This window comes from Nocardia sp. NPDC058499 (assembly GCF_042719915.1).
Taxonomy (GTDB): Bacteria; Actinomycetota; Actinomycetes; order Mycobacteriales; family Mycobacteriaceae; genus Nocardia.
The window spans coordinates 443977-458368 of sequence record NZ_JBHXMZ010000001.1 but is presented as its reverse complement, the minus strand read 5'-3'; the positions used below and the strand labels follow the sequence as shown (position 1 = coordinate 458368).

Here is a 14392-nt window from a genome sequence, read left to right as displayed (position 1 = left end):
ATCTGCCTCAGATGCCGGCGCCATCAGATGCCTCCCGGGGTTCGACGCCGAGCAAGCATAACCCGATTGGTATTCGACGCTGAAGAACCGTATCATTTAGACCTAAACGAGGAGAGGAGTGCTCTATGGACCGCATTGTCCTGATCACTGGCGGGGGGACCGGTATCGGTTACGCGGTAGCGGCCCGGTTCGCGACCGAGGGGGCTACTGTCTATATCACCGGACGTCGCAAAGAGATCCTGGATAAACGCGCTGCAGACCTCGGCGACGGGGTACGCACGCTGCCGTGTGACAATACCGATCCCGATCAACTGATTGCGGCCGCAGCGGAACTACCGGACCATATCGATGTGCTGGTCAACAATGCGGGCGGAAACACCGACTTCGATGCACCTTCGGAAAACGGTCTCCACGCGGTTGCCAGCCGGTGGTCGACCAATCTGAACGCCAATCTACTCAGCGCGGTATTGACCACCCATGCAGTGGGAGACCGGCTCACCTCAGGTGGATCCGTGATCCACATCGGCTCCATCGCTGCAGACCAGGGCGCGGGCTCCTATGGTGCGGCGAAGGCCGGCCTGGCGAGTTGGAATATCGACTTGGCACAAGAGTTCGGCCCGCGTGAGATCACCTGCAATGTTGTCGCGCCCGGATATATCCGCGATACCGAGTTCTTTCGGGACAAGCTCACGGCCGAGCGCGTCGACTTTCTGATCGACCGCACCTTCACCGGCCGGGCCGGCGTCCCCACGGACATCGCCGAAACCGTCTATTTTCTCGCGTCATCCGGTGCCCGCCATATCACCGGACAAGTCATCAACGTCAACGGTGGAGCACACACCGTCCGATAGATACGAGCCTTCGTTGAGTTCCTTTGGGTTCCGTCCCCTGTCCTTGTCGAGGCAGGCGCCGTCGCGGCGCGTATGGATCGGCATCGGCGTAGTCTTGCTCGCCACGTTCATGGGCCAGGTCGATATGTTCATCGTGAACGTGGCGAGCCCAGCAATGCAGGAGGACCTGCAAGCAGATTTCAGTCAGATCCAGTTGATCATCGACGGTTACGTGGTCGCCTATGCGGCGGGAATGGTTGCCGGTGGCAAGCTCGGCGATCTGATCGGAAGAAAGCGGGTCTTCGCCTACGGCGTGCTCGCCTTCACTGTGGCGTCGGTGTTGTGCGCGGCCTGTACAACGGCGAACCAACTGATCGGCGCGCGGATTCTCCAAGGCGCCGCCGCCGCCATGGTCATGCCACAGGTGCTGTCGATCATTCAGAGCACCTTCTCGCAGGCGCGAGATCGACAGCGCGCAATCGGTGTATACGGGGCAGTCATCGGACTCGGCGTGATCGCCGGTCTGATCGGCGGCGGCTTGCTGCTGCAATGGAACGTCGCCGGATTGGAATGGCGAACCATCTTCCTGATCAACGTCCCCATCGGAGTCGCGATCCTGTTGGCCGTTCCAACGGTAAAGGAAAGCCGGGGTCCGGAGGGCGCCCGGCTGGACCTGGTCGGCGCGGCTCTCACCGCGCTCGCGCTGCCCGCACTGTTGGTCCCGCTGTCACTCGGCCCCGAACACGGCTGGCCGATGTGGACCCTGCTATGTTTTCCGCTGTTCGCTCTGCTCGTGTTGGGACTCGTGTATTACGAACGGCGTCTGGATGCTCGTGGGGGCGACCCCTTGCTCCCACCTTGGCTGTTCCGGCCGCGCGGATTTCGGATCAGCATGCTCGCGGTAATCGTGTTCTTCAGTGGAAACGCGGGCTTTTTTCTTGTATTGACCTATCACCTCCAGTCCGGGCTCGACCTCGGTCCGATGGGCACCGGTTTGGTGTTCGTTCCGCTCGGGTTGGGATTCACCATCGCGTCGTTGGTCAGTCGCTCCCTGATGGAGCGATACGGAACTCGAGTTCTGATCACTGGTGCGGTGATGATGGCGATCGGCTACGGCGTGATGCCAGCCATCGTGCACGCCGACAGGGAACTTCAGCTAACCCTGCTAGCCGCGGTAATCGGACTCGGCGGAATCGGCCAAGGGCTGATCGTATCCCCGCTGACCAGCATCGTCATGGCGCAGGTGCCGACGGCGGCGCTCGGGGCGGGCTCCGGAGTTCTCAACACCATGACCCAGGCCGCCATGGCATTAGGCGTAGCGGTTGTCGGAGCACTCTATCGAATCGTCCTGGGCGCTAACCCGCAGGACGCCGGCGGCGCAATGGTGTGGAACGACTTCGCCTCCGCTTTCGCGGCCACCTGCCTGCTGCTCGGCGTCCTCGCGGTGATCATGACAGTGCTGATCAGACTGCTACGCGGAACCGGACAGCCGCAAGCTGTTCCGGAAACCGAGAGTGTGAGGAGCGGCTGATGGCTGTCCGGATCGACGGACAAACTCTTCGATTGACAGATGTCAGAAGGATCGCCGAGGAGAAAGCGCAATGCGCGATTGCCCCAGAGGCGATCGATCGGGTGGCCGGCAACCGAGCAGTGCTCGAGAGGCTCGTCCACGCCGGACAGCCGATCTACGGCGTCACGACCGGGTACGGCGAAATGGTGTATGTCCTGGTCGACACTGCAAAGGAGACAGAACTCCAGACCAATCTGGTTCGCAGCCACAGCGCGGGAGTCGGTCCCCTTTTCGATGAAGCCGAATCCCGCGCGATCCTGTGTAGCCGGTTGAACGCGCTGGTGCGGGGTCATTCGGCGGTGCGGCCGAAGCTCGTCGAGCGTTTGGCGCTGTATCTCAACGAGAACATCGTTCCGGCGATACCGGAAATCGGATCCCTGGGCGCCAGCGGTGATCTCGTGCCATTGGCCCACTTGGCCAGCACGGTCATCGGCGAGGGCTACGTGCTGAGAGATGGTCGGCCCATACCCGCGGACGAGATATTGAAGGAACGCCGCATAATCCCATTACCGCTTCGCTTCAAAGAAGGGCTGGCACTCATCAACGGCACCTCGGCGATGACCGGTGTCGGGGCGCTGGTTCTCTGCCACGCATTCGACCAAGTACGGCAGGCGGAAATGGTTACCGCCCTGGTACTGGAGGTGCTGAGGGCATCGGCCGGGCCTTTCGCCGCCAAAGGCCACGAGGTGGCGAAGCCACACCGCGGACAGATCGAGACTGCAGCCAATATTCTCGCCTTGACCGAGGGGAGTGGCCTGTTGCAGCGACACTCGGGGTTGCTGTCGGCGATTCGACATCAGCAGGGAACCGGCGACTCGGTACGAACCACTGACACCTATCTTCAAAAGGCCTACTCGCTCCGGGCGGTTCCGCAAGTACTCGGCGCGGTCCGCGACGCACTGGTACACGCCGTGCACGTGGTGGAGACCGAGTTGAATTCAGCCAATGACAATCCTCTGGTGTTCGAGGACGACGAGGTCTTTCACGGCGCCAACTTCCATGGCCAATCTGTGGCGTTCGTGATGGACTACGTGACCATCGCGCTGACACAGCTCGGTGTGCTGTCGGAGAGACGACTCAACCGACTGTTGAATCGTCATCTGAACGACAGCCTGCCCGCGTTCCTGGTCGCGGGGCAACCCGGCCTCAGTAGCGGATTCGCGGGAGCACAATACCCAGCCACCGCGCTGGTGGCGGAAAACCGGACGATCGGACCGGCGAGCATCCAGAGCATTCCGTCCAACGGTGACAACCAGGATGTGGTCAGTATGGGTCTGATTGCCGCACGAAATGCCCGACGTGTGCTGCGCAACAACACTCGGATACTCGCGATCGAATGGCTCGCTGCGGCGCAGGCAGTAGACGTCTCCGGGCGGTATCGGAAACTCAGCCCGGCGGGTAAGCAGACCTACGACCTGTTGCGTTCACTCGTTCCCGCCCTGGACAGCGATCGATTCATGGGCGACGACCTCGAACTGGTTGCCGCAGCGCTTGACCACGGGAAACTCCTGGACACGGCGCACCAAAGCGGAATCCCGATGTACTGAGATATCGTTCGGAGCCCGACGCCTCTCAGAGCACCAGGCCGACAACCCTGCGAACTCGGAGGTGAGCCCGGTGCACGGACACGATGTTCCCGAGGACCTCCAGTCCCATGGCACGGTGTCCGGCGGAACCCCTCAGCCCCCGGGGAAATCACAAGCCTCGTGTCCAGGCTCGGGGTCAAGAAGGTCCACCTACTGACATTCCGTGTCGCCTACCTCTGGCACCCGATGTCGTCTCGCCTGGTCGGCTCCCTGACGTTACGGTGTCGCCTCGCAGTTCGGTGTAGGCAACGGAAGGTTCCACTGAATCTTGATGCCATGATTTTGCTACTATTCTGGCATGTCCATGTTTCAGGTGAGCGATCTCGCGGGCGCGCGGCGCCGCGAGTTTCTCGACGAGGCGAAGCAGTCGTCGGCCTCGCTGCGCGATACCGACGGCTCGGTGCTTGTCATGCTGGAAGCGCAGCGGATCGCCGCATTACGTGAAGCGACTGCCACGATCACTCAGCTGTTCGCCGCCGAAGCCGTACTCGCGCGCACCGCGGCTCCGACCCCGGTGGAGCTGGGCGGACTGGCGTGGTTGTCGGAGTTCGACAGCGATGACCGTGCCGAGGCATTGACCGAGATTCGCAATGCTGTGGTGCTCACCGTGGCATCCGAGGATCCCGGTCCGCTGCGCGAAGTCCTGCATGCATGGGCCACCACTGCGGCGGTGATGCGTGATCCCCTGCGCCGGGCCGTGCACTCCGGCGCCGTCGACGAGTCCGATTTCATCGAGGTAGACGCTCCCCAGCCGAGCGACGATGCCTGACCGCCACCCGTTGCCCGGTGCGTATCGGCCATTCGTCGCCGCCCGCTCGCCAGGCGGGCGACCGTCCACCAAGCCGGCCTATCGCGTTCTGGTGCACCGCCAGTACCTCGGCGTGTGGAACGAACTCTCGGATCGCGTCGGGGTCACCTCGGCATGCCAGTTCTGGGACCATGTCTCCTCCACGCCCGGCACACCGCCCGCTGTGGGTACCACAACGGTGCTCCGAGGTAAGCATCATGGCCCGAAATGGGCGGGGTACTCGCGCACCATCCATTACGAGATCAGCGGTGCCGGGCGGATCGATTATCAATATTGCAACGCAACCCGGGAAGGGAAGCAGGGTGACCCCCACGCCGTCGTGAAGATTCTCAGTATCGATCTCGGCAGTCACTGAAAACCGCTCCCGTTCGTGGTACCGGGCAACGAGTTCGGCGATGCGCAACCAGCTCTGGGGTATGTACGGGATCTACCTCGAGTAGGTCCTCGGCGAACTCTGAGCCAGTGCCGTGCCACGTGCTCAAAGAATGGATCACCAGGACTTCTCGGATGAGCTCGGTCGCCGCAATGCCCAATCTCGAGGTCGTACGGCGATCGAGTGGTTGATCTTCGGCGGGTGATCTGCCGGCGGCGGTTACGGCCGGTCGAACCGGCCCGACTTCGCGGCGTAAAGGAACGCATCCCATTGGCCGGGGGTCAGGATCAGCGCGGGACCGCTCGGGTTCTTGGAGTCCCGAACACCGACGAAGCCTCCGTTCAGATGGGCGGCTTCTACGCAATCCTTCCCGCCATGGCTCCGGCTACTCTTGAACCATTGGGCGGCCGTCTGATCGGTCACGCTTGCCACTCCTTCAATGCCCTCAGCATCAGATTCTTCGATGCCGACCTGGACAACGCTACATGACGGATCTTCTCGGCTTCCTGGGAATACATGCTGACCTCTGTCCTCCGTTCCAGGTAAAGATCGCCGGCGAGTCCCTCTACGTAGGCAACCGGCGGTTCCTGAAGCTTGGAGGTCAGTAGCGGTGGGAAGGAGAACAATACAAACGGGGAGGCAATGAGACCGCAGGGGTTCTTGGCACGGAACGGAACAAACCGGATCTCGGCCTGTTCGCACTTTTCCAGCAGGGTTTGAATCTGTGCCGCCATGATTTCTGGGTTTCCGACCTGGTAGTGCAGTACCCCCTCGGCCAGCAGCGCCTCGAAGCGGAATCCTTCGCGGTCGAGTATGGATTGTCGCTTGGCGGCCATATCCAGCATACGATCGACTTCCTTGGATGGCGTATCCGGAGACGTCGCCCATGTGATCGCACGGCGGTACTCCCGTGTCTGCAGTAGCCCTGGTACCAGGGTTGTTTGCCACGAGGTGACCCAGTTCGCCGCTTCTTCGAGTGACAGGTAATGGTCGAAATTGGTGGCCAATGAATCCGCGTAGGCGCGCCACCAACCGCCCCCGTTGGTGGACGATGTGCGGATCTCCTGCGCCAGCGCGAGTAGGAGCCGTCGCTCGGTATCGGTGGCCTTGTAGGCGTTCGCGAGCGTATTCAACAGCATATCGGTGACCTTGGTGATGCGGCCGTCTTCGAGCCGGCCGTAGGTCTGGGGACTCGTCTCGGCGATTCGGGAGGCCGCCGTTGCGGTGAACCCGTTGCGTTCACGAAGTTTTCGCAGTTGGCGGCCCAGAGCGCGCCGCGGAAGGGTGGATCCAGGGGGCATCGCTTCTTACCTTCGCTAATCGGATCGATGGAATATGGATGCGTCCATGGAGAAAAACCATGCTGTCGGCCATGGAAACTCCACGGTAGCTCTGTCGAAGTCGTTGCGGCAGAGATCTACTGAGGACGCACCCGGCGCAGGCCGGCCTCAGAAGTGCTGGGGACACCGGTTCAACGCCCGGAGCGCCGCGAGCTGGTGGTCCGACATTCACAGTTCGGCTGCTGATGCACTGTCGGACCCTGCGCCGGGTGCATGCCAACACTATTCCGGAAGCAGAGGATTGACCATGTCTGTCAAAGGATTACGGGAACGCCTTCCATCAGACGCGGCAGCACCGGATCGACTACCCGCCCGTATGCCGGGAGTGGCCGGCGTTCCGGACGGTCCCGCGGCGATGCTACCGCCGATCGAACGGTTGGAACGTATCGCGCACGCCCTTCGGTGCTGGTGTGCCGAGCCGGGAGGTCCGCGTGGCGCTTGCTGAACTTCCCGCCGCGATAGCTCTGATCCGGCGCGATGTGCCGATACCGGCCGTCGATCTGAGCGAGCTGGCGGCCCGGCAGGGGTATCGGCTCGTATTCACTGTTTTCACCGGAGCGGGCCCGTTCGTGACCGCGCTGGCTGTGGCCCGGCACGTGGAGGACTACGCCGCCGAGGCTGTGGTGGTTCCGGGTTTCGAGCATGCGGATGCGGTGCGGCAGTTCGTCACGGACCTCGCGGTGCTGATCACCCCGATGCGGTCGTACCCACGTGGTCACCGCTGGATCGGTGCCGACCGGCCGTGGGAGAGACCAGGGGATGGCTGATCTGGCGCTGGCCCAGTTGGTCCTGGGCCTGGCGGGCCTCACGGTCGCCCTGTGGTGGCCTGAATAGCTCCTGTGCGCCCCGGCCGTGGACGTTGCGGTGGCGAGTCCGAGAGTACGTGGCCGGGATCGCGGTGTCCTGCGTGAGCGTCGGTCCCAGTAGTCGGACACCGACGGAGGCCGAGGCCCGGCCATGGTGGCGCTGCACGGGAGTGCGACCTGTGCATGGCTATCGGAGTTCGACAGCGATGACCGACGAGTCCGATTTTTGTGGCGGTCGACGTTCCGCGGGAGAGCAACACGCCGCCTGACATTGCGGATACCCGACCCAGGTAGAGATCACGGAAGCAACTGGAAGGCCGCCGTATGACGCGGCCGGACCGCGCCGAAGTGTCGCCGATCGACCGTGGCAATATGCTCGATACCCAGTCGCTCGGCCGCGGCAACTACTGAGGCGTCAGCCGTCCCCAGCGGCCAGTCGCGGTATCGGGCAACAAGCTCGGCGATGCGCAACCAGTCCTTGGGGTGTACCGGTTCCACCTCGAACAGGCCCTCGGCGAAATCGCCGAGAAAGCGCACCTCCGCTTCAGAACCGAGGCGGGTACCGATGAGGTAGGCCGCCTCGGTGATCACCAGCGTGGGGACGACCAATGGTCCGCGATGGTTCTGGAGCAACTCCAGGCAGCTGCGGTGATGTGCGTCGTCCGCATCGACGTAGGCATACAGTGGACCTGCGTCGACCATGAGCCGGGCTATCGGTCCCACTCCCCGCGCAAGATCTCCTCTACTCGCTCGGAGATATCCGACCGTCCGCTACGGCCGGCGCCGGCCGCGCCGAACCTTCTTGCTCCAGCGTTCGGCAGGTGTGCTGCTAGTGCTTCCCGTGTCCAGTCGGAAACCGTCATATCCCGCCGAGCCGCTTCATGGCGTATCCGGCCGTCCAGGTCATCTGGGAGTTTGATGGTCGTCCGCTTCATGGTATGCCAGCATACCCTTGTGTGTCGGCTCTGAGCCAGTGCCGCGACCCACGCAATATCGGTGACATGATCCGGACGAACCGGATCGGAACCGCAACATCAGTGCAGAAACGAGGCGTGATCAGCGTCTTCTGCCCGCAGGACATATCGTGTGCGAGGGTTGATCGCTCATGCATGTGGTTCTACGGCGGTCGGCGACGAGTGCCGGAGGAATTCTGGAACGAGGAGAGCTTGGTGGAAACAGCGTTGGATACGGCCGGTCTGGTGGGGTACCGCTACCGCGTACCCGACTACTACGAGGTGGGCCGGGAGAAGATCCGCGAATACGCGCGGGCTGTCCAGGATTTCCACCCGGCGCACTGGAGCGAGGACGCTGCATGGGCGCTCGGGCACAGTGAGCTGGTTGCGCCGACCACCTTTGTCTCGATCGCCGCGATGCTCGCCAACCGCAGGCTTTTCCAAGAGGTCATCACCGGCTACGACGTATTCGTGCAGACCGATCAGGTCTTCGAACTGCATAAACCATTGCACACCGGCGACCGGTTGATCAGCGATGTCGAACTCTCGTCGGTGCGCACCATCGCGGGCAAAGACCTGCTCACCGTCACCAACACCTTCACCGATCAATCCGGCGACGTCGTCCACATCATGCATACGACGGTGGTCGGCGTCACCGGAGAAGAAGTCGACGCGGGTATCGGCCAGGCATTCGAGCGCGTGCTCATGCACGGCCTCGAGAGGTCACCGTCCGGATCGGTAACGCCCGATGGTGTGGACGGGCCGCAGGCCGAACATCCGGTTCCGGAGGACGGCCCGCGGCTTTCCACGGTTTCCCGGACACGTGCTCTGCGCACTGCACTCCGATTCGAGGACATCGCGGCCGGTGACGAACTCGCCGCGCGAACCGTGCGGCTGCGGCTGGGTGATCTGGTGAATTACGCCGGAGTTTCGGGTGATGCGAATCCGATTCATTGGCACGGTGACGTCGCCGCGCTCGCGGGCCTGCCGGATGTGATCGCCCACGGCATGCTCACGATGGGGCTGGGGGCGGGATTCGTCACCGAGTGGCTCGGCGACCCGGGGGCGATGCTCCGGTACAAGGTACGGCTGTCGAACTATACCGTCGTCGAATCCGGTTCCGCGGGCAGCACTATCGAGTTCACCGGCCGGATCAAATCGGTCGACCCCGCGACCAGGAGCGCCGTTGTCGTCATCGCCGCGAAATCCGCGGGCCGCAAGATCTTCGGCCTCGCGACCGCGGACGTCCGCCTCGCATAGTCCTCGCCGGTCTGCTCACCCGGACCCCGGGCACAGGCCGAGGGATCGGCCGCTGGAAGCACTGCTGCGCGACCGGTGGTTGCGGTAACCTCATTCCGGTTAGCACAGGCTAACCTTGTATCGGGCTGGATGAGGTCGAGCTGTGGAACTGAACAGGCGTCATATCTTGAAGGCAGGCCTGGGTCTGGGTGCGGTATTGCTGGTTGCCGGTTGCGGTGACGGTTCCTCATCATCCGAAAGTCCGGACGGCCCACCGCAGCCCGGGGGAACACTTCGGGTCGGTGCGATCGGGAAATCGTCGAAAATCGAGCGGGACCCACATCAGACCTTGAGCAACGAGAGTGATTTCCTGATCGCCTCGCTGGTCTACGATGCGCTGACCGTTCCCGGCGCGGATCCGAATGTGGCTCCGCGGCTGGCCTCGACCTGGGAAGCGGATGCGCAGCAGCGGAAATGGACCTTCACGATCGCGGAGGGAGCGCGGTTCCACGACGGCCGCCCCGTGACCTCCGACGATGTCGTCTGGTCGCTGCGCCGGCTACGGGAGATCGCGGGCGAAACCAAGGTCCCCGTACCGTCCGGCGACGCTATCCAGGCCGCCGGTGCGAACGCGGTGGTATTGACCTGTGCGGCACCGAACAGCCAGTTACCGCTGCTGCTGCGGATGATGACGTTCGTGGTACCCGCGGGGACCACCGATTTCACCGCGGCCGTGGGCACCGGACCGTTCCGGCTCGAGTCCTACGACAACGGCAACGCACGCCTGGTGCGCAATGAGAACTGGTATCGGGAAGCCCCGTTGCTGGACGCCATCGAGGTCACGCTGTTCGAAAGCCCTGAATCGATGGCCAACGCGGTCATGGCGGGCCAGATCGATCTCGCCTCGAGTGTGGGCGCGGTGGCCGGGCGGACGGCGGAAACGCGGGACGATCTGGAGGTCATCCGTCGTCCGGACGATGTCGCGGTGGCGATCGCGATGCGCACCTCCGACGGGCCGTTCGCCGACCCCCGGGTGCGGGAGGCGTTGCGGCTCGCGGTGGATCGCGAAGCGATGGTGGCGCAGGTGCTGTCGGGGTACGGCACCGTCGCCAACGATATCCTCGGCACCGCCGACCCCGAATACGATACGTCGATCCCGCAGCGCGAACGCGATCTCGACCGCGCCCGGGGTCTGCTCGCCGACGCGAAATTCGATACCGCGAAGACGTATCGCCTGCTGACGAAACAGGAAGCGGTGGGTGAGGTCGAATCGGCGAAGGTTTTCGCGAGCCAGGCCGCCGATATCGGGTTGAAGGTCGAGGTCGTCGTGCAGGAGGCCAACGCCTTCTACGACGAGACCTGGCTGACGGCGCCGCTGTACACGGTGAACTGGGGCACCAACGATTCGGTGGTCTTCTTCGCCAGCAAGGTCATGTATTCGCGGACGAAATGGAACGAGACCGGATTCCGTGACGCCGCGTTCGACCAGGCCTACACCGAGGCCCTCGCCGCACCGCCCGGCCCGGAGTACACCGCCGCGTGCCGGGAGATCCAGCGAATCCAGCACGATCACGGCGGATACCTCGTATGGGGGATGGCCGACGGAATCGATATCGCCGCCCGGTCCGTGCACGGCCTGCCGACACTGGGCGGATACGGTCGCGTGCAGCTCGAGCGGGCGTGGTTATCGCGTTGATCGGATTCGCCGTGACGGTGGCGCGTCGCATCGGACTGCTGATCGCCCTGCTCGCAGTGGTGTTCGTGGTCGTCGACCTGCTGCCCGGTAACGCGGCCCGGGCCGTGCTGGGGCGGGATGCGAGCGCGGGACGGGTCGCGGCCAAGGAGCACGAACTCGGCCTGGATCGGCCGCTCCCCGCCCGCTTCTGGGATTGGTTCAGTGGCGCGGTCACGGGTGATTTCGGGACCACTGCGCGCGGGCAGCCGGTGAACGAGCTGCTGGCGGACAAGTTCCCGCAAACACTGCTGCTGGCGTCCCTCGCCCTGCTTGTCACGGTGACGGTCGCGCTGCTGCTGGGACTGTGGTGGGCTGCCCGGCCCACCGGTCGCTCCGCGCGCGTATTCCAGCCCGGTTCGGCCTTCGTGATCGCGGTCCCCGAATTCGTCATCGCGACCTTGCTCGTACTCGTCTTCTCCCTCTGGCTGGGCTGGTTGCCTGCGGTGACCTTCACGGACCGGTCCGGATACCCGGCCGGTGCGGAAATGCTGATCCTGCCGGTGGTGGCCCTGGCGATACCGCAAGTGGGCTGGAACCTCCGGGTCGTCCGAGGGGCGGTGACCGATGCCGCCGCCGCGCCGCATGTGGAAAGCGCAGTCTTGAACGGCCTTCCGGAGCGGACGGTGCTGCTGCGTCATATCCTGCCGTTCGCGTGGCCGACCATCGCGATGTCGTTCGCCACCTCCGTCGGCACCCTGTTCGGCGGGGCGCTGGTCGTGGAGACGATCTTCAACTATCCGGGTATGGGCGCCATGGTCGCCGGTTCCGTATCGGATCGCGATACGGCGCTGGTCGCGGCCGTCGTTGCCGTCACCGGGACGACGATCATGGGCGTTCTGCTCGTGGCCGATGCCGTGCGGGCCTGGTCGAACCGAGGCCGGCCGTGACCCTGCCGATCACCGCTCGCCGGCTCCGGCCCGCCACCGCATCGCTGCGGCTCGGGTTGCCCGCGCTGACCGCCGTCGTGGTGCTGGTCGTCGCGATACTCGGGCCGATGCTCGCGCCCCGCGCCGTCGACCATCCGGTCGGTATAACCTTCGCGGAACCGAGCGGGGAGGCATGGCTGGGCGGTGACCGGCTCGGCCACGATGTATTCAGCCAGCTACTGCACGGCGGATGGGGGCTGTTGCTGGTCGCCGTGATCATCGCACTGCTGGTGACCGGATGCGCGGCGGTGCTCGGTTCTGTCGCCGCACTGTATCCGCGGGTGGGTGCGTGGATCGAGCGGGCCGCGGACCTGGGCATGCTCCTACCGCCGATGCTCGCGATGCTGCTGTTCATGCTCTCCTGGCCGGAATCCGGTGCGGCAGGTCTCGTGATCATCTGCGTTGTCGCCGGAACGCCGTATACCGCGCGTGTTTTCGCGGCCGCGGCCACCGGGGTAGCGGCCTCCGGTTTCATCGAGGCGGCTCGGGGTCGCGGGGAGGGCGCGGCGTATCTCGTGGTCCGGGAATTGCTGCCGAACCTGCGGGAAACGCTGCTCACCCAGCTGGGTCTGCGTTTCGTGGAGGCGATGTATCTGGTGAGCACCGCCGCGTTCCTGCAGTTGCCGACCACGCTCGGCGATGCGAACTGGGCGGTCATGGTCCGCGAGAACGCCTCCGGAATCCTGCTCAATCCGGCCGCCGTCTTGGCCCCGAGCCTGGCGATCGGATTGCTCGCGGTGAGTGTGAACAGTGCCGTAGCGGCCTTCGGGCGGGGGAGGCGCAGCGTATGACCACGGGTGTCGTGGTCGAGGAACTCTCGATCCGTACACGTACCGGCGCCGAACTACTGGTGCCCACGTCGTTGCGGGTGGAGCCGGGCACGATCACGGCGATCACCGGACCGTCCGGCGCCGGGAAAACGACCCTGATGCGGGCTGTGCTCGGTCATCTGGCCGCAGGCACCACACGGGTGAGCGGTTCGGTTCATATCAGCGGACAGGACATCTTCGCCCTCGAACGTGCGGCGTTGCAGACCTTCCGCCGCGCGCACCTGGCCTATGTCGGCCAGGATCCGGGCGCCGCGCTGAACCCGGCCATGCGTATCCGTGCACTCCTCGCCGAGGCGGCGGGACGGTCCGCTCCCGCCGAACCAGCTGCGGCGCTCGAACGGGTCGGGTTGCCGCAACATATGCTGCGCAGCCGGCCCGGGGAACTGTCCGGCGGCGAACAGCGTCGGGTCGCGCTTGCGTCGGCGCTCGTCCGCGGAGCCGCCGTGCTCGTCGTCGACGAACCGCTCGCCGGACTGCACGAACAACTGCGCACCGATATCGCGGCCCTGCTGCGATCGCTGGCCGCCGAGGAGAAGGTCGCCGTACTGGTATCCGGCCACGACACCGCGACCCTGCATCGGCTCGCCGACGAGGTGATCTGTCTGGGCGAGCCCCGGGCGGCGTTGCTCGGCCAGTTGCCCGCAACCACGGGCCCGGGCCCGGTCATGGACGAGAGTGCGCTGCGTGCGGAAGCGATATCTGCGCGCGCAGGCAGGCGCATCCTGCTGGAATCGGTCGACCTCACCGTCGGCGCCGGCGAATCGGTCGCGCTAATCGGACCATCGGGAGCCGGGAAGACAACGGTGGCGCGGGTACTCGCGGGCCTTCATACCCAGGCGTCGGGGCGACTCGAGGTGAACGGCCGCCGATTGGGGATCGGAGCCGCACGCCGTTCCCGCCGGCGTATCCAGCTCATACCCCAGAACCCGCTGTCCACACTGAACCCGAAACACACTGTGTTACAGACGCTGTCCCGTCCATTGCGGCTGAGCGGAACGCGGTCGCGCGAAGTGGGCGGCCGCGCGGCAACACTGCTGCAGCAGGTGGAACTGGACCCCGCGATGTTGCACCGCTACCCGGACGAGCTGTCGGGCGGCCAGCGGCAACGGGTGGCGATCGCCCGGGCGCTGGCCGCCGCGCCCGAGGTACTGATCTGCGACGAGATCACCTCCGCCCTCGACGCCGATACAGCCGCCGCGATCATGGGGGTGATCGACCGTGTCCGCGCCGACCGCGGGATCAGCGTTGTTGTGATCAGTCACGATATGTCGGTGGTGGCCGGACACTGTCACCGGATACTCGTCCTCGCCGGCGGCCGGGTGGTCGAAGCCGGGAACACCGCCGCTGTCCTCGCCGAGCCCACTGCCCCACAGACGCGAGCCCTGCTCGCTTGATC

The 14392-nt window shown here is 64.6% G+C and carries 15 protein-coding genes; 11 read left to right on the top strand and 4 right to left on the bottom strand.

What is annotated here, in order from left to right; all coding sequences use genetic code 11:
- The first annotated feature begins 125 nt into the window (after positions 1 to 125).
- The 5 genes from ACFWPH_RS02100 to ACFWPH_RS02080 all read left to right on the top strand — a co-directional run bounded on the left by ACFWPH_RS02100 (position 126) and on the right by ACFWPH_RS02080 (position 5149).
- On the top strand, positions 126 to 851 hold the full coding sequence (locus tag ACFWPH_RS02100) for an SDR family NAD(P)-dependent oxidoreductase (RefSeq protein WP_378747597.1): 726 nt from the start codon (positions 126 to 128) through the stop codon (positions 849 to 851).
- Entirely contained in the window at positions 790 to 2361 is a 1572-nt protein-coding gene (locus tag ACFWPH_RS02095) for an MFS transporter (protein ID WP_378747596.1), read from the top strand. The genes ACFWPH_RS02100 and ACFWPH_RS02095 overlap by 62 nt, the downstream gene beginning before the upstream one ends.
- On the top strand, positions 2361 to 3947 hold the full coding sequence (gene cmdF, locus ACFWPH_RS02090; protein ID WP_378747595.1) for a tyrosine 2,3-aminomutase: 1587 nt from the start codon (positions 2361 to 2363) through the stop codon (positions 3945 to 3947). The genes ACFWPH_RS02095 and cmdF overlap by 1 nt, the downstream gene beginning before the upstream one ends.
- A gap of 337 nt (positions 3948 to 4284) precedes the next feature.
- A complete protein-coding gene (locus ACFWPH_RS02085) occupies positions 4285 to 4755 on the top strand; it encodes a hypothetical protein (protein WP_378747593.1) in 471 nt (156 codons plus the stop codon).
- Positions 4756 to 4846: 91 nt separating this feature from the next.
- Complete coding sequence (locus tag ACFWPH_RS02080; RefSeq protein ID WP_378747592.1) at positions 4847 to 5149, top strand: hypothetical protein; 303 nt, start codon at positions 4847 to 4849, stop codon at positions 5147 to 5149.
- Between the two features lie 237 nt (positions 5150 to 5386).
- Here ACFWPH_RS02080 and ACFWPH_RS02075 read toward each other — a convergent pair whose 3' ends face one another.
- Together ACFWPH_RS02075 and ACFWPH_RS02070 are read right to left on the bottom strand one after the other, a co-directional pair.
- Positions 5387 to 5590 (bottom strand): DUF397 domain-containing protein, encoded by a 204-nt coding sequence (locus ACFWPH_RS02075; protein ID WP_062974153.1) that lies wholly within the window; start codon positions 5588 to 5590, stop codon positions 5387 to 5389.
- A complete protein-coding gene (locus tag ACFWPH_RS02070; protein WP_378747591.1) occupies positions 5587 to 6468 on the bottom strand; it encodes a helix-turn-helix domain-containing protein in 882 nt (293 codons plus the stop codon). The genes ACFWPH_RS02075 and ACFWPH_RS02070 overlap by 4 nt, the downstream gene beginning before the upstream one ends.
- Before the next feature lie 470 nt (positions 6469 to 6938).
- Here ACFWPH_RS02070 and ACFWPH_RS02065 point away from each other — a divergent pair, with 470 nt between their 5' ends.
- A complete protein-coding gene (locus ACFWPH_RS02065) occupies positions 6939 to 7274 on the top strand; it encodes a hypothetical protein (protein ID WP_378747589.1) in 336 nt (111 codons plus the stop codon).
- A gap of 336 nt (positions 7275 to 7610) precedes the next feature.
- Here the strand turns inward: ACFWPH_RS02065 and ACFWPH_RS02060 are convergent, their stop codons facing one another.
- Both ACFWPH_RS02060 and ACFWPH_RS02055 read right to left on the bottom strand, forming a co-directional pair.
- Positions 7611 to 8015, bottom strand: coding sequence for a type II toxin-antitoxin system VapC family toxin (locus tag ACFWPH_RS02060; RefSeq protein ID WP_063916121.1), 405 nt, complete (start codon positions 8013 to 8015; stop codon positions 7611 to 7613).
- A gap of 8 nt (positions 8016 to 8023) precedes the next feature.
- Entirely contained in the window at positions 8024 to 8248 is a 225-nt protein-coding gene (locus tag ACFWPH_RS02055) for a CopG family transcriptional regulator (protein WP_084493443.1), read from the bottom strand.
- 234 nt (positions 8249 to 8482) lie between these two features.
- Between ACFWPH_RS02055 and ACFWPH_RS02050 the strand changes: the two genes are divergently transcribed.
- From ACFWPH_RS02050 to ACFWPH_RS02030, 5 genes are all read left to right on the top strand, one after another.
- Positions 8483 to 9526, top strand: coding sequence for a fused (3R)-hydroxyacyl-ACP dehydratase subunits HadA/HadB (locus tag ACFWPH_RS02050; RefSeq protein ID WP_378747588.1), 1044 nt, complete (start codon positions 8483 to 8485; stop codon positions 9524 to 9526).
- A 328-nt stretch (positions 9527 to 9854) separates the two neighbouring features.
- On the top strand, positions 9855 to 11201 hold the full coding sequence (locus ACFWPH_RS02045) for an ABC transporter substrate-binding protein (protein ID WP_378747587.1): 1347 nt from the start codon (positions 9855 to 9857) through the stop codon (positions 11199 to 11201).
- Positions 11186 to 12127 (top strand): ABC transporter permease, encoded by a 942-nt coding sequence (locus ACFWPH_RS02040; protein ID WP_378747586.1) that lies wholly within the window; start codon positions 11186 to 11188, stop codon positions 12125 to 12127. Before ACFWPH_RS02045 ends, ACFWPH_RS02040 begins: the two co-directional genes overlap by 16 nt.
- Entirely contained in the window at positions 12124 to 12957 is an 834-nt protein-coding gene (locus tag ACFWPH_RS02035) for an ABC transporter permease subunit (protein ID WP_378747585.1), read from the top strand. Before ACFWPH_RS02040 ends, ACFWPH_RS02035 begins: the two co-directional genes overlap by 4 nt.
- Positions 12954 to 14390, top strand: a complete 1437-nt coding sequence (locus ACFWPH_RS02030) for an ABC transporter ATP-binding protein (RefSeq protein ID WP_378747584.1) — start codon at positions 12954 to 12956, stop codon at positions 14388 to 14390. Before ACFWPH_RS02035 ends, ACFWPH_RS02030 begins: the two co-directional genes overlap by 4 nt.
- Positions 14391 to 14392 lie beyond the last annotated feature (2 nt).

Bases quoted from the DNA above. Each gene is read 5' to 3' on its own strand.
- ACFWPH_RS02100 (WP_378747597.1), top strand. From the start codon at position 126: ATGGACCGCATTGTCCTGATCACTGGCGGGGGGACCGGTATCGGTTAC.
- cmdF (WP_378747595.1), top strand. From the start codon at position 2,361: ATGGCTGTCCGGATCGACGGACAAACTCTTCGATTGACAGATGTCAGA.
- ACFWPH_RS02085 (WP_378747593.1), top strand. From the start codon at position 4,285: ATGTCCATGTTTCAGGTGAGCGATCTCGCGGGCGCGCGGCGCCGCGAG.
- ACFWPH_RS02070 (WP_378747591.1), bottom strand. From the start codon at position 6,468: ATGCCCCCTGGATCCACCCTTCCGCGGCGCGCTCTGGGCCGCCAACTG.
- ACFWPH_RS02060 (WP_063916121.1), bottom strand. From the start codon at position 8,015: ATGGTCGACGCAGGTCCACTGTATGCCTACGTCGATGCGGACGACGCA.
- ACFWPH_RS02055 (WP_084493443.1), bottom strand. From the start codon at position 8,248: ATGAAGCGGACGACCATCAAACTCCCAGATGACCTGGACGGCCGGATA.
- ACFWPH_RS02030 (WP_378747584.1), top strand. From the start codon at position 12,954: ATGACCACGGGTGTCGTGGTCGAGGAACTCTCGATCCGTACACGTACC.